Source organism: Erysipelothrix aquatica (assembly GCF_009828775.2).
Lineage (GTDB): Bacteria > Bacillota_I > Bacilli_A > Erysipelotrichales > Erysipelotrichaceae > Erysipelothrix > Erysipelothrix aquatica.
This window is the reverse complement of record NZ_WTSY02000004.1, coordinates 21,858-40,849: the sequence shown is the minus strand read 5'-3', so window position 1 is coordinate 40,849 and position 18,992 is coordinate 21,858. Positions and strand designations below refer to the sequence as shown.

General features: G+C 39.9%; 15 protein-coding genes and 1 pseudogene. 11 read left to right on the top strand and 5 right to left on the bottom strand.

Going from position 1 to position 18,992, the window contains the following annotated elements; translation table 11 throughout:
- Window positions 1-17: 17 nt before the first annotated feature.
- From GVV20_RS01940 to GVV20_RS01920, 5 genes are all read left to right on the top strand, one after another.
- Complete coding sequence (locus GVV20_RS01940) at window positions 18-1,016, top strand: ABC transporter ATP-binding protein (RefSeq protein WP_159740375.1); 999 nt, start codon at window positions 18-20, stop codon at window positions 1,014-1,016.
- Between the two features lie 8 nt (window positions 1,017-1,024).
- A complete protein-coding gene (locus GVV20_RS01935) occupies window positions 1,025-2,722 on the top strand; it encodes an ABC transporter permease (RefSeq protein ID WP_159740376.1) in 1,698 nt (565 codons plus the stop codon).
- Window positions 2,712-3,419 carry an MgtC/SapB family protein gene (locus GVV20_RS01930; protein ID WP_159740377.1) on the top strand — a complete coding sequence of 236 codons (708 nt, stop codon included), beginning with the start codon at window positions 2,712-2,714 and terminating at the stop codon, window positions 3,417-3,419. Before GVV20_RS01935 ends, GVV20_RS01930 begins: the two co-directional genes overlap by 11 nt.
- Window positions 3,420-3,659: 240 nt before the next feature.
- Complete coding sequence (locus tag GVV20_RS01925; protein WP_159740378.1) at window positions 3,660-5,387, top strand: ABC transporter ATP-binding protein; 1,728 nt, start codon at window positions 3,660-3,662, stop codon at window positions 5,385-5,387.
- 9 nt (window positions 5,388-5,396) lie between these two features.
- Window positions 5,397-7,154: an ABC transporter ATP-binding protein gene (locus GVV20_RS01920; protein ID WP_159740379.1), complete on the top strand. Its 1,758-nt coding sequence runs from the start codon at window positions 5,397-5,399 to the stop codon at window positions 7,152-7,154.
- 27 nt (window positions 7,155-7,181) lie between these two features.
- On the opposite strand, the gene GVV20_RS01915 is transcribed toward GVV20_RS01920, so the two are convergent.
- Genes GVV20_RS01915 through GVV20_RS01895 form a run of 5 tightly spaced genes read right to left on the bottom strand, consistent with a single transcriptional unit; the run spans window position 7,182 to window position 10,760 of the window.
- Window positions 7,182-7,736, bottom strand: a complete 555-nt coding sequence (locus tag GVV20_RS01915; protein WP_159740380.1) for a glycoside hydrolase family 73 protein — start codon at window positions 7,734-7,736, stop codon at window positions 7,182-7,184.
- A complete protein-coding gene (locus GVV20_RS01910; RefSeq protein WP_159740381.1) occupies window positions 7,726-8,517 on the bottom strand; it encodes an ABC transporter permease in 792 nt (263 codons plus the stop codon). Before GVV20_RS01910 ends, GVV20_RS01915 begins: the two co-directional genes overlap by 11 nt.
- A complete protein-coding gene (locus GVV20_RS01905; protein ID WP_159740382.1) occupies window positions 8,514-9,146 on the bottom strand; it encodes an ABC transporter ATP-binding protein in 633 nt (210 codons plus the stop codon). Before GVV20_RS01905 ends, GVV20_RS01910 begins: the two co-directional genes overlap by 4 nt.
- A gap of 50 nt (window positions 9,147-9,196) precedes the next feature.
- Window positions 9,197-9,949: a type I methionyl aminopeptidase gene (gene map, locus GVV20_RS01900; protein ID WP_159740383.1), complete on the bottom strand. Its 753-nt coding sequence runs from the start codon at window positions 9,947-9,949 to the stop codon at window positions 9,197-9,199.
- Window positions 9,936-10,760: an AraC family transcriptional regulator gene (locus GVV20_RS01895; RefSeq protein WP_159648839.1), complete on the bottom strand. Its 825-nt coding sequence runs from the start codon at window positions 10,758-10,760 to the stop codon at window positions 9,936-9,938. Before GVV20_RS01895 ends, map begins: the two co-directional genes overlap by 14 nt.
- Window positions 10,761-10,931: 171 nt before the next feature.
- Here GVV20_RS01895 and gnpA (GVV20_RS01890) point away from each other — a divergent pair.
- The 6 genes and pseudogenes from gnpA (GVV20_RS01890) to GVV20_RS01865 all read left to right on the top strand — a co-directional run bounded on the left by gnpA (GVV20_RS01890) (window position 10,932) and on the right by GVV20_RS01865 (window position 18,836).
- Window positions 10,932-13,112 (top strand): annotated as a pseudogene (gene gnpA / locus GVV20_RS01890) (1,3-beta-galactosyl-N-acetylhexosamine phosphorylase).
- A 215-nt stretch (window positions 13,113-13,327) separates the two neighbouring features.
- Window positions 13,328-14,647: a carbohydrate ABC transporter substrate-binding protein gene (locus GVV20_RS01885; protein ID WP_159741655.1), complete on the top strand. Its 1,320-nt coding sequence runs from the start codon at window positions 13,328-13,330 to the stop codon at window positions 14,645-14,647.
- A 60-nt stretch (window positions 14,648-14,707) separates the two neighbouring features.
- Window positions 14,708-15,604, top strand: coding sequence for a carbohydrate ABC transporter permease (locus GVV20_RS01880; protein ID WP_159741654.1), 897 nt, complete (start codon window positions 14,708-14,710; stop codon window positions 15,602-15,604).
- Between the two features lie 12 nt (window positions 15,605-15,616).
- The gene (locus tag GVV20_RS01875) at window positions 15,617-16,495 is read left to right on the top strand and encodes a carbohydrate ABC transporter permease (protein ID WP_159741653.1); all 879 of its coding nucleotides are present in this window, start codon (window positions 15,617-15,619) and stop codon (window positions 16,493-16,495) included.
- A gap of 9 nt (window positions 16,496-16,504) precedes the next feature.
- Window positions 16,505-18,685, top strand: a complete 2,181-nt coding sequence (gene gnpA / locus GVV20_RS01870) for a 1,3-beta-galactosyl-N-acetylhexosamine phosphorylase (protein WP_250690168.1) — start codon at window positions 16,505-16,507, stop codon at window positions 18,683-18,685.
- The gene (locus GVV20_RS01865; protein WP_236261803.1) at window positions 18,663-18,836 is read left to right on the top strand and encodes a DUF6903 family protein; all 174 of its coding nucleotides are present in this window, start codon (window positions 18,663-18,665) and stop codon (window positions 18,834-18,836) included. Before gnpA (GVV20_RS01870) ends, GVV20_RS01865 begins: the two co-directional genes overlap by 23 nt.
- Window positions 18,837-18,992 lie beyond the last annotated feature (156 nt).

The window sequence follows — 18,992 nt, the reverse complement described above, 5'->3', positions numbered from 1 at the left end:
ATTAGGAAGGGAAGACTATGATTAAATTTGAGAATATAGAAATTAAATACGGTGACTTCGTTGCTATTGAAAATCTTAACTTAGAGGTTGAGGAGGGTGAATTTTTCACCTTTCTAGGCCCTTCAGGTTGTGGTAAAACTACAACTTTACGAGCACTTGTTGGCTTCTTATCACCATCACAAGGGGATATCTATGTGGCGGATGATCGCATTACAAAGCAAACGGTTGAACAACGTCAAATTGGAATGGTTTTTCAGAGTTATGCACTCTTTCCAACGATGAACGTATACGAGAACATTGCATTTGGATTGCGTGTCAAAAAACTATCTAAAGATGTGATTCACCAGAAAATTATGGATGTGGCTCAGAAAATTGAATTAAAAGAGGAACAGCTCTATAAAAATGTTTCGGAATTATCCGGTGGCCAACAACAACGTGTGGCGCTAGCCCGTGCTATTGTCATGGAACCCAAAATTCTCTGCCTGGACGAACCGTTATCAAATCTTGATGCAAAGCTTCGCGTGGGATTACGTCAGGAGCTCAAACGTTTGCAACGAGAGTTAGGCATCACCACATTATACGTAACACATGATCAAGATGAAGCACTTGAGTTATCGGATAGAATCGCTGTTTTCAATCATGGAAAAATCGAACAAGTCGGAACCCCTTTCGAAATATACAATAATTCTCAAACTGAATTTGTCTGTGAGTTTATTGGTGCTATCAATAAACTTGAGGTCCCTTTTATTGAGGCAATTTCTGCTACAACATCAAAGCTTGACGTTACAAAACCAGGTTATATTCGTATTGAACGCATTCATCGTAGTCAAAATGAACACTTTGAATTCGAAGGTGAAATTAAAGAAGTCATGTTTAATGGACAAGTTAGCACATATGTTGTATCGGCATTTGGTCAAGAGTTCAAACATATTGAAAAAAATATGACAGATCGCCAATACGCCATCAATGAGGTCCTTACTTTCGCGATCAATCCTGAAGATGTCATGCAGTTTTAGGGGGGATTATGGAAACAATAAAAGAAAAATTTCATAATATTAAACTCGGTAGCCTTGCCGTTAAACTTGTAATTGCGTGGTTCTTAATCGCGTTTGTAATTTACCCGAATGCAAATCTATTAGTCAGTATTTTCTTCAAAAATGGACAGTTTTCCACAGATGCATTTGGGAAAATATTAACATCAGAACGTGCTATGAAAGCATTGATGAATAGTTTCGTTCTTGCATTTACCTTGGTAATCACTGTAAATATTGTTGGAACATTGATTGTTCTCTTTACGGAGTACTTTGAAATCAAAGGTGCGAAAATACTTCGCCTGGGCTATATGAGTACACTAATTTATGGTGGGGTTGTTTTAGTAAGTGGATATAAATTCATTTATGGGCCTACGGGGATCGTTACAAATCTTTTGACAGGATTGTTTCCAGCCATGAATGCTAACTGGTTCACAGGTTATTTTGCGGTTGTCTTTGTGATGACGTTCTCTGTGACGTCAAATCACATGATTTTCTTAAGAAATGCGATCAGGGGTTTGGATTACCATACAATTGAGGCAGCTAAAAACTTAGGTGCGTCAGGAACAAGTATTCTGATGAAAGTTGTGATGCCAACGCTTCGACCAACCTTCTTTGCAGTCACAATCCTTACATTTTTAACAGGTTTAGGGGCCATGTCGGCGCCGTTAATAGTCGGAGGTCCAAACTTTCAAACCATTAACCCGATGATCATGGCATTTGCGAAAACACCGAGTTCACAAGAACTCGCAGCTTTGCTAGCTGTGATTCTGGGTGTGGCGACGATTCTCTTGCTGATGATTCAAAACAAGCTCGAAAAAGGAAAAAACTACATTTCGATTTCTAAAACTAAGACGAAATTACAGAAACAAAAAATTGAAAATAAGGGACTTAACATCTTAGCTCATATTACAGCCTATGCTCTGTTCTTTATTTACACACTTCCAGTTGTTCTTGTTATCCTCTTTGCATTCTCCAATTCATTAGCAATCACAACCGGAAACTTAGCGTTTAGTTCATTTACACTTGAAAACTTCCAACGTCTCTTTGTGGATGCATCAGCATTCAAGCCATATCTCATTAGTGTGATTTATGCAATTAGTGCTGCTGTAATCGTTACGGCCATTGCAGTGATCGTATCGCGAATTGTCCACAAAGGAAAATCAAAGACGAATGCATTCTTTGAATACAGTATGCTAATCCCTTGGATTTTACCATCGACACTGATTGCCTTAGGACTCATGTTAACTTATGATCAGTCCAGACTAATCGTTGGAAATAAAGTCTTGATAGGCACACTCGTCATTCTTCTTCTGGGATACATTGTAGTGAAACTGCCGTTTTCGTTTAGAATGATTCGGTCAGCATTCTATAGTATTGAAGATAGTTTAGAAGAAGCCGCGCAGTCGATGGGCGCAAGTAAGTTCTACACGTTACGTCGAATTATTATTCCCATCATCTTACCAGTACTTCTTTCGGTTATCGCGTTAAACTTTAACAGTCTTCTTGCTGAGTATGATTTGACAGTATTCCTCTATCATCCACTTTATTCACCATTGGGTGTTATTGTTAAGGCGGCAAGTGATGATATTGCATCAACCAATGCAATCGCAATGTCCTTTGTCTATACAGTCGTATTAATGATAATTTCTTCGATTACGCTTTACTTAACACAAAAAGATGATCGATAGTCTCGTAGCAATTATGAACGCGTTGCATGAGTTTTCCTTCTTTACAATCTTACTACGGTTAGGCTTAGCGATGATTCTTGGGGCCATGATTGGAACCGATCGTTCGCGAAAAGGTAGCCCAGCGGGTTTAAAAACACACAGTGTGGTTGCCGTGGGGTCAGCGTTAGTAATCCTCACCAGTCAGTACATCAGTGAATTAACGGGAAGTACGGATTTATCGCGAATGCCCGCACAAGTAATTAGCGGTATTGGGTTTCTAGGTGCAGGTACCATCCTTGTCATGGGTGGTAATCGAATTAAGGGACTAACATCTGCTGCAACTATTTGGTTTAGTGCTTGTATGGGGATTGCTGTTGGTATTGGATTTTATGAAGGAGCCATCGGATCCGTAATTTTTGAAATCATAATCTTCAAAGTACTGTCGCGGATGTCGATTCTTCAAAATGGTGTTTCCACTATTGAAATCTACATATCCTATACTAGTTGTTTCAATCTCCAACAATTCGTAAGTTCACTCGAAGCAGCTCATGCACGAATTATTGAAATTGAATCCAATAAACTTCCAACCTTGAGAGATGGCGAAGAACGGATTTATAATACACAGTTTATTATCCAATTGGACAAGGAAATTGATCACGATGAATTGGTTTCATCGCTAAAGAAAACATTGGGCGTTCTAACCGTGTTACAGTTTTAAAAAAGTGCATTCGCACTTTTTTTCATTTGTGAAAAAAGTTTCGAAAGTTCATTAATAATGCATGTTCAGTGGATATATGGCTCTAACAGTGGGGAAAACGAACGTTGTTCATTATTGTTCATTTTCTGAAAATAAAAAATCAAAGGATCGTCGTTGCATCTCTGTATACAATAAAAAATAAGTCTTGTATAATGTTCGAGACTTACCCAACGAAATGATATTTAAGAGGAGAAAATGTGTATGGATATTTTAGGGAAATACATAAAAAAATATAAATGGTGGTTTGTTGCCTCATTTGTATTAATTGGAACCTCTGCAGCAGCACAGTTAATCCAACCAAATATCCTTGCAACAATCATTACAGCAATTGTTCAACAGGACACAAGTACAATTACACGATTGGGTGTAATTCTTATCGGTTTAGCATTGCTTGGATTTGTAGCAGGGATTCTAAATACCGTCATCGCAGCACGGATTGCACAACGTGTTGGGAGTGAATTACGTGGGGAAATTTTTGAAAAGGTACAAGAATTCTCCTACAGTAACATTGAAAAATTTAGTGCAAGTAATCTCGTGATTCGCCTTGTTAACGACACCCAACAAGTTCAAAACTTGATCATGATCATGTTGCAATCCTTAACACGTATCCCGGTAATGTTTATCGGAAGTTTTATTCTTGCAATGACAGTTTTACCACAATTTTGGTGGATCGTTATTTTAGCGATTGCTTTAGTTGGCCTTGTTGTCGGCGCAGCTTTTGGGAAAATGGGACCTCGCTTTGGAAAAATCCAAATGTTAATTGAGAAAATTAATGCGATTGCAAAAGAAAACTTCATTGGCATGCGTGTCGTAAAATCATTCGTTCAAGAAGATTCAGAGAAAGCAAAATTCAATACTGAAAGTGATATCCTCACTAAAGAAACAATTCAAATTGGCTATATCTTCTCAATCATGATGCCTTCCTTTTTCCTAATAATGGATACAGGGATTGCCCTCGTAATGATTCTGGTAGGACGTAGTGCAGAAGTAGACCCAAGTATCATCGGAAACTCTGTGTCCTTTATCAGTTACTTAGTTATGGTTATGATGTCCTTAATGATTGGTGGTATGATGGTTAGCTTCTCATCACGTGCTTTTGTTTCTTTAGGACGTATTAAAGAAGTAATGGAAACCGTGCGTGATATGGATTACGTCAGTGAATCTGAGACGATTGCGACAGGGGATGTTGTCTTTGAAGATGTGTCTTTTGCCTACGCAGAAGATACACCTGACACCTTGAAACATATCAGCTTTAGTGTTAAACATGGTGAGACATTGGGGATTGTCGGTGCCACTGGTGCTGGAAAAACCTCATTGGTCCAATTGATGGCGCGTATTTATGATCCATCATCCGGGCGTGTACTCATCGGAAATCAAGATTTAAAAGCAGTTTCTGAAGCAGTCTTACGTCAAGATGTTGCACTTGTGTTACAGCGACCAACACTATTCTCAGGAACCATTGCGGATACAATTCGCCAAGGGAAAAAAGATGCCAGTCTTGAAGCGATGCAACGCGCTGCGGATATTGCCCAAGCGTCTGAGTTTATTGCGAAAGAACCCAAAGGCTTTGAGTCAGAAGTCTACCAACGTGGTGCTAACTTCTCAGGTGGGCAAAAGCAACGTTTATCAATAGCACGGGGCTTAGTTGGTAATCCGAAAGTGTTAATTCTTGACGATAGCACGAGTGCCCTTGATGCAAAGAGTGAGAAAAAAGTTCAAGAGGCCTTGAAGACTGACTTACCCGATACAACAAAAATTATTGTTTCTCAGAAAATTTCGTCAATCATTCATGCCAACAACATTCTGGTTCTTGATGATGGCGAGTTGGTGGCTCAAGGAACCCACGAGTCACTCATGAAAACATCAGAAATCTATCAACGTATTTTTGAATCGCAAAAAGGCAAAAACCTCTTTGTGTCAGAAGAATAGGAGGTACTTATGAAAAACACATTGGGTTATTTTTGGAAATATATCAAAGTTCACAGTCTCAAGCTGTGGGTTGTGATTGCAGCGTTAATCGTAAGTACATTCTTGACGGTTAAATCACCAGAATTTATTGGTGAAGGAATTAATGAATTGGGTGCCTATATCATGGGTAGCCAAGATAAATCAGGATTCTTTAGAGTTATTATGCTCATGGTCATCTTTGCGGTGGCATCATGGGTATTCAATTTGATTCAAAACGTGTTAATGTCGCAAATCTCAGGAGATGCAACTAATGACATGCGAAAGGATCTTTTTGAAAAACTCGAAGGACTTCCGATTGAATACTTTGACAAATCGAATGATGGAGACATATTGTCACGTTTTACCAGTGACTTGGATAATATTTCGAACACATTAAACCAATCCATCCATCAAATAATGGTCAATACATTTATGCTCGTTGTAACCATAATCATGATGTTTATGAATCATGTTGAATTATCGTTTGTAGTTTTGTCGATGTCGCCCGTGATTATTGGTGCAGCCATCTACATCATTAAGCAGGCGCAGAAATTTGTAATCTTACAACAAAAACGTGTCGGAGAAATGAACGGTTATGTTGATGAACAATTCTCTGGACAAAAGCTGGTTATTGCGAATGGTCTGCACGATGCATCGCGCAGACAGTTTCATGAAAAAAATGAAGCCTTGTTTGAGGCAACGTTTAAAGGGCAATTTTATTCAAATGTCCTCTTTCCTACGCTTCAAGGTCTTTCAATGCTAAGTACTGGAATTGTAATCTTCTACGGTGCGTGGATGACCTCAGTTGGTCGTCTTCCTATAGCACAAGCTGCTGGTACCATCTTTTTATTTACACAATATGTCCGAATGATTTACCAACCTTTATCACAGATTGCATCACAATATACGCAAATGCAGTTAGCGTTTGCGGGTGCATCGCGTATCATGGAAGTACTTCAGGAAGAAGATGAAAAAGATCGCAGCACAGTAACGGCGATCGATGGTATTCATGGTGATGTTAATTTAGTTGATGTATCGTTTGGTTATGACGAGTCGCTGGTTCTTCATGGTATTAATATATCAGCGGATAAGGGACAAATGGTCGCACTTGTTGGCCATACAGGTTCTGGTAAGACAACGATTATGAATCTTCTAAATCGCTTCTATGATGTCCGTCAAGGTCGAATCGAGTTTGATGGCCGCGATATTCGCGATATCTCATTACCAACGCTACGGAAACATGTCGGTATCGTGCTCCAAGATTCTGTATTGTTTACAGGTACAATTCGCGACAATATTGCTTTTGGAGATCCTCAGGCATCTCAGGAAGCCATTGAACGCGTTGCGAAACAAGCCAATGTTCATGATTTTATTATGACGCTTGAAGATGGCTATGATACGGTTGTAAGCGAAAGCAACAGTCGTATGAGTGTTGGTCAAAAACAATTGATTAGTATTGCACGAACGATGTTGGTAGATCCAGATTTATTAATTCTGGATGAAGCAACAAGTAATGTCGATACTGTAACCGAAGCTGACATTCAAAAAGCGATGGATGTTGTGATTGAAGGGCGTACAAGTTTTGTGATTGCACACCGCTTAAAAACAATCCTCAAAGCAGATAAGATTGTAGTTCTCGAGAATGGTCGTATCATTGAAGAAGGGACCCATGAGTCTTTACTTGCTGATGGCAATCATTACGCGGAACTTTACAATAACCAATTTGTATTTGAAACAACTGTCGATTAAAAAGAAACCGCACGTTATCGTGCGGTTTTATTGTGCATGGTCATATTCAAACAAGCGGTATGTCTCAATGATTTCGATAAGCTTGGAAGCGTAGTTAGGGTCAGTCGCATAACCGCCGTCTTGTAGCGCTTGGGCAGCTTCACGGTACGTTTGCGCTTCTCGCACACCGTCATAACGCGAAAGATACATCAATTCAGCATGGTCCGCAATCGATGTTCGATAATCGGGGTATCGTCGAAAGGTATCCTCCATTGAGGCAAAGGAACCATCTTCGAACTCAGTTGTGGTAACAGTATAGGATTCCCCGTGATAGTCACCTTTAATTCCAAAAAGATTATTTGCTTCGGTTGATAGTTCACTTTGACCCCAATTGGACTCAAGAATAGCTTGCGCATAGACAACACTTTTAAATGTTGGATGCGGAGTCATATTGGCATTCAAGGTTTCAATAAACTGTTCTTGAAATGATATCTTGGGCTGGGCAAAATGCTCCCGGATCATCATAAAACCCATCGATACGACGAAAACGAGCAGAACCCATCCAATCATACTTGGTTGTTTTTTACGGCGTCTATTGCTCATGTTGATACCATGTTATTTGTTTTCGTTGTGAAATTAAAGTAGGGTATCCCCAGTAGAGAGCCACAAAAGCTGTCAAGGTGACGCTCGTTGCAATCGAAATCATGATGGCAATTTGGTACATAATAGCCGTAAGTGGTAATGTACCCGACAGAATTTGCCCTGTCATCATCCCTGGTAATGCAATAATTCCCATATTAAGCATGGAATTTAATGTTGGGATGAATGCCATTTCTAAACCATTCTTTACATGCGGCATCAGAATTGCTTTGGGTTCGATACCGGCATTAAGGAGGGTTTCGGATTTTGCACGTTCTTGGTCAAGGTTCTGTGTAAAGGCCTTGAGTCCCAAATTCACGGCTGTCATTGAGTTTCCGAAAATCATACCACCCAACGAGATTGTGTACTGTGGGTTGAAGAAATCGGTACGAACGACCAGTGTAACAAAAAAGACAAGAATCAGAGTGCCGCAACCTGCGATGGCCATGACAATACGGCGACGAAAGGCTTTATTCAGGCGTTGATTTTGTTTGAGGATGCGATGGCTCGCGAAGATAACCATCGCAACCAAATATGCGACCACAAACAAAGGGTGGGGATTGCCAAAAACATACGTTAACACAAGTCCCGCAAGGTAGAGTTGAATCGACATCCGTAAACTCGCTACGAAGAGCAGTTTGCTTTGATCGATTTTTGCATATTTCATAATTGCTAAAACAAGTATGAGTAGGACGTATACAGTTGAAAATTGGAGAATGTCGAGTTGAATAATGCCAGAATTCATGAGTTTTCACCTCGTTTCACAGCATTAAAGTCAATCAATGCATCTGCGTACTCACGCGCCAAGTCAGGGTCATGACTGATAACCAGTGCGGTCATCTGCTTGGTTTTTATATAATTTTTAATATTCTCAAGAACTCTGGAACCCGTTGCTTTGTCCAATGCAGCCGTTGGCTCATCTAATAAAAGGACCGTCGTCGCAAGTGATACAAAGATTGCAATGTAAACACGTTGTCGTTCACCTCCGGATAACACATCAACATTTTTACCAAGGTCAAATTGTGCTTCGGTAATTTTAAGAAACGCTGAAATTTCAGTATCGGTTAGAGATTCTAAATGTCTCAGTTCCCGGAATTGATTAAAGTTATCGCGAATGGAACCAGGAAAGAGAAAAACGGATTGACCACATAAGAGTAAATCTTGACGCAGTGCGATGGGGTCTAAGGTATTAATATCACGGTCGTTATAATAAATTTGGTGATTGTCGACCGACAAAGTACTGTTTAAAAGTTTGAAAAAAGTGCTTTTACCGACCCCACTGGGTCCGATGATGAAACTCATAGACAGTGCTTCAATTGTGATGTCTGGATACATCAACATGTTTTTAAAAGTTAAATTTTTGGTATATATCATAAAAGCCTCCACATCAATTATAACGCAAAAAAAAGAAAAAGTAGGAGATCCTACTTTTGTAATGTGAGAATATGGGGTTTCCCATCGGTAATTGCAAGGGTGTGTTCGTATTGACAGCTTAGTGAGCCATCTACGGTGCGTGCAGTCCAACCATTGGAATCCAATTTCGCGTAGTGAGTGCCAACATTTACGATTGGTTCAATCGTGATGACCATGCCTTTTTTGAGAAGTGTACCGGTTCCTTTTTGACCAGTAAAGGGAACCATTGGGTCTTCATGAATTGTTGGTCCTAATCCATGACCGGTAAACTCTAAGGACATTTTGTAACCAAATTGTTGGATATACTCATCCATGACATATCCAATATCACCAGTACGATTGCCGGCAACCGCTTGTTCAATTCCTAATTCAAGTGCCTTCAATGTTGCATCCATAAGTGTCTGGATGGGTTCGGGTGCGTTGTCGCCAACACAGTATGCCCAGCATGAATCGGATAAGAACCCATGCAAATCAATACAAAAATCAACTTTCACAAGATCATTAGCTTTTAGAACTTGTGAGGTTGGAAAACCATGACACATTTCATCATTGACGCTAATGCATGTTGCATACTTATAGCCTTGGTAGCCAATTTGGGCAGCAGTTCCACCATTCTCTTCGATCATTGATTGGACAAATTGATCGATATCGTGCGTTGTAATTCCAGGTTTAATAAATGTTCGTAGCGCTTCGTGAACGCGTGCAAGCAGTTGTCCAGATGCTTCCATTCCTTCAATTTCACGGGCTGATTTAAGTGTTATCATGGTGTTCTCCTTGTTGTTTAAATGCTGATGGTGACATTCCCAATTTCTTTTTGAAATATGCAGAAAAATGGGTGGCACTGTTAAATCCGGTTGCGGTGGCAATATCGGATATTGAATGGTTGGATCGTAAGAGCAGTTTCTTCGCTTCATTCAACCGTTTATTAAGCAAAAATTCGATGGGCGAATATCCCGAGTGGTCTTTAAATATATGAGATAAGTAGAACTTATTAAAGAACGTTAAGTCGGCAAGCTCGTCCAATGTAATATCCTGTTTATAGTGTGTATTAATATAGTTTTCCACAAAAATGCATTCATTTTTACCTTCAGTTTTCGTTTGTTTGATGGACATTTTTAAATGCGTTCGTCGCAGAATATTTATAATGAGAACATTGAGAAGATGGTCAGAGACTGACTCTAAAAATGCGTCAGGTGACTTGAATTCCTGTAATAATGAGCGCAAATAGAAAAGAACTTCATGCTTGTATTCTTGATAATTGTGCATGGAATAACCACGATATTCATCCTCATTGGGAATAAAAGTCATCCCTTGGATTCCCAATACGATATAAACAAGTGGATCTTCATTGCTACTCATCTCTGTGTGCATAATATTCGAATCAATAATAATTAAATCATCACTTTGAACATTGACGGTGTATCCATCAAAGAAGAGAAACTTTCCTTTTCCCGATACAACGTAGAAGAGTTCGGTGAATGAATGAGAGTGCAAAATCGAGTGCCAGTTTTTTTCATAGGCGTACTGCTCAATGCTTAAAAGCTTAGGTTTCACGGTCTGATTTTTTTTGTTCATGAATGAAGAGGCTCCTTACTCTTAGTCTATATGTTTTTAAAGGAATGTCAATTCTTAAGAAAATGAAATTATAGCAAGATATCGTAAATTGTCCACAATTTACGCATTGTCGGGCTTCAATAAGATTGGGTATGATGGGTGTAGAACGAAAATAGAGATTAGGAGTTTATTATGAGCGATACAAAAGGCCGACTTACATTACCTGGCGAACATGAGTTTTATGATGAAACGAAAGAATTGATGCGACGATGGGGGGCTGATGCAATCCGTGATAGTGATGGGACAAAGTTAGAAGAACGTGTGAAAGATTTGGATGCAAAAATCTATACAACGTATTTTGTAGCTCGAAACTATAATGAGTTTGCCTTACAACACTTGGATGAAACCCAACAAATTTTTGTTATGAGTGAACGCACCATTGCGACATCAACGTCCGTGACAATTGAAATTTTAAAAGGGTTCTTTACCGAACAAATTCAACCCAATACTCTGGAAGATCCCAAAGAATGGTGACAAGTACATAACCGAACAACGGGTGAATTACTACCTGTGGAAGCATGGACTTATGATGTGGCAACACAATCCGTCACAATTAATAATGTGCAACCTTTCCACGAATACACGGTCAACTTCTTAGCCTTTGTGATGTGGGATCCAACACAGATGTACAACCACTTAACGAATAATTGGGGTGATGTTCCGAAAGACATACCGTTTGATGCCCGTGGTCCCAAATCATGGGAATTCATGAAAGCAACATTGCAGACATGGTTAGAAAACAATCCGAAAACAGATGTGGTCCGATTCACCACCTTCTTCTACCATTTCACGTTATTTTTTAACGATATGAAAAAAGATAAGTTTGTCGATTGGTTTGGGTATGGTGCTAGTGTGTCACCCGCAGCTTTGAAAGCATTTGAAATAGAACACGGTTATCGTTTGCTTGCCGAAGACTTCATCCAAGCAGGAACGTACAACTCAACCTTTAACGAACCAACACAACGTTACCTTGATTACATTGATTTCCAACAACGCTTTGTCGCAAGTCGTGCAAAAGAACTGGTCGATATGGTTCATGCCCATGGTAAAGAAGCGATGATGTTCTTAGGTGACAACTGGATTGGTACCGAACCGTATGGTGAGCATTTCGCTTCAATTGGTTTGGATGCCGTTGTTGGTTCTGTCGGAGGCGGTGCGAGCCTTCGTGTTATTGCAGATATTCCACATGTTAAATACACTGAGGGTCGTTTCCTGCCTTACTTCTTCCCAGATACCTTCCGTGAAGGAAATGACCCTGTAATTGAAGCATCAGATAATTGGTTACGAGCACGCCGTGCAATCATGCGTCAACCTGTGAATCGTATAGGCTATGGTGGTTATCCAAGTCTTGCATACCAATTCCCTAAATTTGTCGATTATGTCGAACGGATTGCCGATCAATTTAGAGATATAATTGAAAACATTGAAGATGTGAAACCACATGCCAATTTAACCGTTGGAATTTTAAACTCATGGGGTCGTTTACGAACCTGGCAAGCCTTTATGGTTGCGCATGAGTTATGGTACAAACAAACATACTCTTTCTATGGCATGATGGATGCTTTAAGTGGGATGAGTGTCGATGTGAAGTTTATAAACTTTGACGATGTGAAACAAGGGGCCTTAGCAGATATTGATGTCGTGATTAATGCCGGTCAAGCAGGAACCGCGATGAGTGGTGGAAGCAATTGGAATGATCCAGAAGTGGTCAGCATCATCCGCCAATGGGTTCATGAAGGTCATGGATTCGTCGGTGTGGGTGAACCCAGTGCATACGATAAGTCCGGAAAATTCTTCCAACTTGCAGATATCTTAGGGGTTGAGCGGGAACGTGGTCTAACACTCTCATCAAATAAATATTTCTATACTGCCATGGATAAACACTTCATTACGGAAGATAAAACGCGACCATTCGAAAGTGGTGAGCCTGTAACGAATATTTATGCAACCCATAAAGAGACTGAAGTCATCGATATCCAAGATCAGAATGTAACGATTGCGGCGAACCCGTACGGTCGCGGTCGCGGTGTCTATTTATCCGGTCTTCCTTACTCGCCAGAAAATGCACGAATTCTCTACCGCAGTTTATTCTATGCGGCGGGAAAAGAAACAGAACTACACCGTTGGTTCTCGACAAACTTCAATTGCGAAGTGAATGTGTACCCCGCGATTGGGAAAGTTGCGATCATCAATAATACCGCCGATGCGCAACGTACAACAGTTTATGATGGCAATGGAAATCCTCATACGATGATTCTTCGAAGTGAAGAACTCCGTTGGGAATCCATTGTGGAAAATTCAATTCAACTTTAAAAGTAGGAGAAACGTATTTGCTATAAGCATACGTTTTTTCTTTTATCAGCAGATATTTTGGAATTGTCAAGAATGTGAAAAGGTATCCCCGAAATACGATATGTATGAAATTTATTAGTAAACCGGTAAAAACAAGATATTACAAGACAAAGGCAACATTCACGTAGTGAGAACGCTTTCAAGTATGTATGATGAACTTACAGGAGGATTTACTGATGAAAAAATTATTTGTTGTAGCAGTAACAGCATTACTTGTTCTGACAGGATGTGGCTCTAAATCGAAAGATACGCCATCGGCATCAGAACCTACAGTCTTAAAAATTGCCGGTTTAGAAGGGGGCTATGGAAATGAAGGACTTGAAGCTGTAGCCAAAGCCTTTGAGGAAACAAAAGGTGGGACAGTAAAAGTTGAACTCACCTTAGCGAAAAATATCACTGACGTTTTACGACCACAAATTCAAGCCGGTGATGTTCCAGATGTGATTCATTTAAGTATTGGTGCTGAAGGAAAACTAACAGATACCATGATTGCAGAAAAAAACATTGAAGAAATTTCGGATGTTGTTAATCTGAAAATTCCTGGTGAAGAAGTAACGGTCAAAGATAAAGTGCTTCCAGGATTCCTAGAAAGCATTCGTACACAACCTTATGCAGATGGTAAAACATACCTAATGCCTCAAAACTATTCACCACTTGGTCTTTTCTACAATGAAGGACTCTTTGCTGAAAAAGGCTGGACAGTTCCAACAACTTGGGATGAAATGTTTGCTCTAGGGGATAAAGCAAAAGCAGAAGGAATTGCTCTCTTTACATATCCAACAACCGGATATTTTGATGGATTCTTCTCGTCACTCTTAAATGCAACAGCAGGACCAGAAGTGTATGCCAAACTGATGAACTATGACGAAGCAGCATGGAAACTTCCAGAAGTGAAAGAAGCATTTGATATCGTAGGGAAGCTTGCAACATATACACACCAAGACACCGTTGCCCAAGCAAATAAAGAAGGATTCACAAAGAACCAACAATTAATCTTGGATAATAAAGCACTCTTTATTCCGAACGGAACATGGCTCACTGAAGAAATGAAAGATGCACCACGTACAGATTCATTTAAATGGGGATTCACAGCAATTCCAAAAACAACGAAAGATGCATATTCATCAACATTTACCGAAGAAATGTATATTCCTAAAGGAGCAAAAAATATTGATATTGCTAAAGAATTCTTAGCATTTATGTATTCAGATAAAGCGGTAGAGCTTCTCTACACTAATGGTGGAGCAATCCAACCAACAGCAAAAGCAAATAGTCTAATTCCAGCAGATGATGAAAAACATCTCTTCTACAGTGTCTATGATAATGGTGCAAAAGCGAATACTGTTGGCTTTGTTGCACACGATGCAGTTGAAGGTGTTGATTTAACATCACCAGAAGGTATTTTATATGGAACTGTAAATGCCGTTGTTTCAGGTCAAAAAACAGCAGACCAATGGTACAACGAAGTCGTTGAGGCAGTCGCTAAATTTAACTAGTACGAAGTTTAACGGCGATGGATGTCTATTCATCGCCCTTATTATGAGAAGAGGTAGCTTATGATCCACAAAAAATCCCGAAATCGCTTTATCATTGCATGTTTGGCGCCGGCTCTAATTCTAATTGGTGTCTTTATGGTTTATCCAACCCTCAATATCTTCTATATGTCGTTGTTTAAGTGGGGTGGGTTATCAGCCAACAAAACGTTCGTTGGTTTGAGTAATTTTGTAACCCTGTTTGAAGACCAAAAATTTATCCAGTCGTTTCAAAATACCGTACTATTAATCGTTATTGTGACGCTTGTAACGTTTACCTTTGCCATTCTCTTTGCGAATGTCCTAGTCCGTGAAAATGTGAAGGGGAAAGGATTCTTTCGCGTAATCTTCTATATTCCAAATATATTATCGGTAGCTGTAATTTCAGCGGTATTTGCGCAGATATATGCTGTGGATCAAGGCGGTCTCTTAAATAGTATCATTGCATTATTTAAACCGGATACCTGGCAAAGCATACAGTTTCTAGGAGATCCGAATATTGTCTTGTATTCAATTATTGGAGCAATGGTTTGGCAGGCAGTTGGTTACTATATGGTTATGTATATGGCAAGCATTAGTAGTATACCTGAGCATATGTATGAAGCCGCTAAAATTGAAGGCGCATCAAAAACACGACAATTCTTTCAAATTACTTTACCCCTAATCTGGACGAATCTTCGAACGACACTGACATTCTTTGTTATATCGACGATTAATATGAGTTTCTTATTTGTAAAAGTCTTGACCTCGGGAGGACCGGGTGGATCCAGTGAAGTTTTCTTAAGTTACTTATACAAACAATCTTATGACAATGCATCTTATGGCTATGGTATGGCAATTGGTGTCATCGTCTTTGTATTCTCGTTTGCTTTATCAGCCATTATTAATCGTGTTACCAAGCGTGACACCATACAAATGTAGAAGGAGCGTAAAATGACAAAGCTTAAAAATATGCCAATTGATAAACTCTACAAACTGTTTGTATATGTTGCGTTAATAACACTGGCAATTTCTATCATTATTCCGTTAGGTTGGGTATTTCTCGCATCGGTGAAAGCTCCAGCGGAATTCTTTATGAATCCTTGGAAACTTCCCGAATCCTTCCATTTTCAAAACTATATCGATGCATTCAACCAAGCCAAAATGGGCGAGTATTTTATGACATCGATTATCGTGACAGCATTGGCAATTGTAATCTTGCTTGTTACGGCGATACCGGCTGCATACGTGTTATCGCGTTTTGACTTTAAATTTAAGAAACCCATCAATAGTCTTTTTATGGCAGGTCTCTTTATTAACGTTAACTATATTGTTGTTCCGATATTCTTAATGCTACTGGAATGGAACCAGGGGGTTAAAGCCGTGTTTGGTGATGTCTTCATCAACAATCGCTTCACACTTGCATTGGTTTATGCGGCGACAGCATTGCCGTTCACAATCTATCTGTTATCCGGATACTTCAAAACGTTACCCCATGCATTTGAAGAAGCGGCATCCATTGACGGTGCTTCGCATTTTCAAACGATGATGAAAATAATGATACCGATGGCCAAACCGAGCATTGTGACAGTCATCCTATTCAATTTTCTATCGTTTTGGAATGAATATATTATTGCCCTCACACTGATGCCCGGCGCAACCAAAACCTTACCTGTTGGTTTGATCAATTTGCAACAGGCTGCACGAGGAGCTGCTAATCCAGGACCGTTGTATGCGGGATTGGTGATTGTCATGCTTCCAACCTTAATTTTGTACATCTTTGTGCAAAACAAATTAACCCAAGGGATGACTCTTGGTGGATTGAAAGATTAGGAGATTATTATGAGCGATACAAAAGGCCGACTTACATTACCTGGCGAACATGAGTTTTATGATGAAACGAAAGAATTGATGCGACGATGGGGGGCTGATGCAATCCGTGATAGTGATGGGACAAAGTTAGAAGAACGTGTGAAAGATTTGGATGCAAAAATCTATACAACGTATTTTGTAGCTCGAAACTATAATGAGTTTGCCTTACAACACTTGGATGAAACCCAACAAATTTTTGTTATGAGTGAACGCACCATTGCGACATCAACGTCCGTGACAATTGAAATTTTAAAAGGGTTCTTTACCGAACAAATTCAACCCAATACTCTGGAAGATCCCAAAGAATGGTGGCAAGTACATAACCGAACAACGGGCGAATTACTACCTGTGGAAGCATGGACTTATGATGTGGCAACACAATCTGTCACAATTAATAATGTGCAACCTTTCCACGAATACACGGTCAACTTCTTAGCCTTTGTGATGTGGGATCCAACACAGATGTACAACCACTTAACGAATAATTGGGGTGATGTTCCGAAAGACATACCGTTTGATGCCCGTGGTCCCAAATCATGGGAATTCATGAAAGCAACATTGCAGACATGGTTAGAAAACAATCCGAAAACAGATGTGGTCCGATTCACCACCTTCTTCTACCATTTCACGTTATTTTTTAACGATATGAAAAAAGATAAGTTTGTCGATTGGTTTGGGTATGGTGCTAGTGTGTCACCCGCAGCTTTGAAAGCATTTGAAATAGAACACGGTTATCGTTTGCTTGCCGAAGACTTCATCCAAGCAGGAACGTACAACTCAACCTTTAACGAACCAACACAACGTTACCTTGATTACATTGATTTCCAACAACGCTTTGTCGCAAGTCGTGCAAAAGAACTGGTCGATATGGTTCATGCCCATGGTAAAGAAGCGATGATGTTCTTAGGTGACAACTGGATTGGTACCGAACCGTATGGTGAGCATTTCGCTTCAATTGGTTTGGATGCCGTTGTTGGTTCTGTCGGAGGCGGTGCGAGCCTTCGTGTTATTGCAGATATTCCACATGTTAAATACACTGAGGGTCGTTTCCTGCCTTACTTCTTCCCTGATACCTTCCGCGAGGGAAATGACCCTGTAATTGAAGCATCAGATAATTGGTTACGAGCACGCCGTGCAATCATGCGTAAACCTGTGAATCGTATTGGCTATGGTGGTTATCCAAGTCTTGCTTACCAATTCCCTAAATTTGTCGATTATGTCGAACGGATTGCCGATCAATTTAGAGATATAATTGAAAACATTGAAGATGTGAAGCCGCATGCCAATTTAACTGTTGGAATTTTAAACTCATGGGGTCGTTTACGAAGCTGGCAAGCCTTTATGGTTGCGCATGAGTTATGGTACAAACAAACATACTCTTTCTATGGCATGATGGATGCTTTAAGTGGGATGAGTGTCGATGTGAAGTTTATAAACTTTGACGATGTGAAACAAGGGGACTTAGCGAATATTGATGTCGTGATTAATGCCGGTCAAGCAGGAACCGCGATGAGTGGTGGAAGCAATTGGAATGATCCAGAAGTGGTCAGCATCATCCGCCAATGGGTTCATGAAGGTCATGGATTCGTCGGTGTGGGTGAACCCAGTGCATACGATAAGTCCGGAAAATTCTTCCAACTTGCAGATATCTTAGGGGTTGAGCGGGAACGTGGTCTAACACTCTCATCAAATAAATATTTCTATACTGCCATGGATAAACACTTCATTACGGAAGATAAAACGCGACCATTCGAAAGTGGTGAGCCTGTAACGAATATTTATGCAACCCATAAAGAGACTGAAGTCATCGATATCCAAGATCAGAATGTAACGATTGCGGCGAACCCATACGGTCGCGGTCGCGGTGTCTATTTATCCGGTCTTCCTTACTCGCCAGAAAATGCACGAATTCTCTACCGCAGTTTATTCTATGCTGCGGGAAAAGAAACAGAACTACACCGTTGGTTCTCGACAAACTTCAATTGCGAAGTGAATGTGTACCCCGCGATTGGGAAAGTTGCGATCATCAATAATACCGCCGATGAGCAACGTACAACAGTTTATGATGGCAATGGAAATCCTCATAGTATGATTTTAAGAAGTGAAGAATTACGATGGGAGTCCTATGATGAAAACAGTATTATCATATAGCTTACAAATTATCTTGTTTATCATAGGTGTTGCATGTGTGATATTGGGCCAAAAGACAATTGGTATTCAAAGTCTGGGTATGATGATGATTGGATTGATACTCCTCTTATTTGTCCTCTATCGCTACAATAAACGTTATCAAATTAAATAATCAAACAAAGAGGCAAGACATCCGTTATGGGGGTGTTTTGCCTCTTTAAAAAGTCCGAACTCTAACAAGAAAGAGTTCGGTAAAAATAGTGAGTTAATTTCCCGCTTCAAAAATCAAACAAAATTCAACACAAACTTCAATATAGTATTATATTCA

What these genes read in the sequence shown, in the direction of transcription:
- GVV20_RS01915 (WP_159740380.1), bottom strand. Translation starts at nt 7,736, where the DNA reads ATGAGCAATAGACGCCGTAAAAAACAACCAAGTATGATTGGATGGGTT.
- map (WP_159740383.1), bottom strand. Translation starts at nt 9,949, where the DNA reads ATGATAACACTTAAATCAGCCCGTGAAATTGAAGGAATGGAAGCATCT.
- GVV20_RS01920 (WP_159740379.1), top strand. Translation starts at nt 5,397, where the DNA reads ATGAAAAACACATTGGGTTATTTTTGGAAATATATCAAAGTTCACAGT.
- GVV20_RS01940 (WP_159740375.1), top strand. Translation starts at nt 18, where the DNA reads ATGATTAAATTTGAGAATATAGAAATTAAATACGGTGACTTCGTTGCT.
- GVV20_RS01865 (WP_236261803.1), top strand. Translation starts at nt 18,663, where the DNA reads ATGAAAACAGTATTATCATATAGCTTACAAATTATCTTGTTTATCATA.
- GVV20_RS01895 (WP_159648839.1), bottom strand. Translation starts at nt 10,760, where the DNA reads ATGAACAAAAAAAATCAGACCGTGAAACCTAAGCTTTTAAGCATTGAG.
- GVV20_RS01880 (WP_159741654.1), top strand. Translation starts at nt 14,708, where the DNA reads ATGATCCACAAAAAATCCCGAAATCGCTTTATCATTGCATGTTTGGCG.
- GVV20_RS01930 (WP_159740377.1), top strand. Translation starts at nt 2,712, where the DNA reads ATGATCGATAGTCTCGTAGCAATTATGAACGCGTTGCATGAGTTTTCC.
- GVV20_RS01875 (WP_159741653.1), top strand. Translation starts at nt 15,617, where the DNA reads ATGACAAAGCTTAAAAATATGCCAATTGATAAACTCTACAAACTGTTT.
- GVV20_RS01905 (WP_159740382.1), bottom strand. Translation starts at nt 9,146, where the DNA reads ATGATATATACCAAAAATTTAACTTTTAAAAACATGTTGATGTATCCA.
- GVV20_RS01925 (WP_159740378.1), top strand. Translation starts at nt 3,660, where the DNA reads ATGGATATTTTAGGGAAATACATAAAAAAATATAAATGGTGGTTTGTT.
- GVV20_RS01910 (WP_159740381.1), bottom strand. Translation starts at nt 8,517, where the DNA reads ATGAATTCTGGCATTATTCAACTCGACATTCTCCAATTTTCAACTGTA.
- gnpA (WP_250690168.1), top strand. Translation starts at nt 16,505, where the DNA reads ATGAGCGATACAAAAGGCCGACTTACATTACCTGGCGAACATGAGTTT.
- GVV20_RS01885 (WP_159741655.1), top strand. Translation starts at nt 13,328, where the DNA reads ATGAAAAAATTATTTGTTGTAGCAGTAACAGCATTACTTGTTCTGACA.
- GVV20_RS01935 (WP_159740376.1), top strand. Translation starts at nt 1,025, where the DNA reads ATGGAAACAATAAAAGAAAAATTTCATAATATTAAACTCGGTAGCCTT.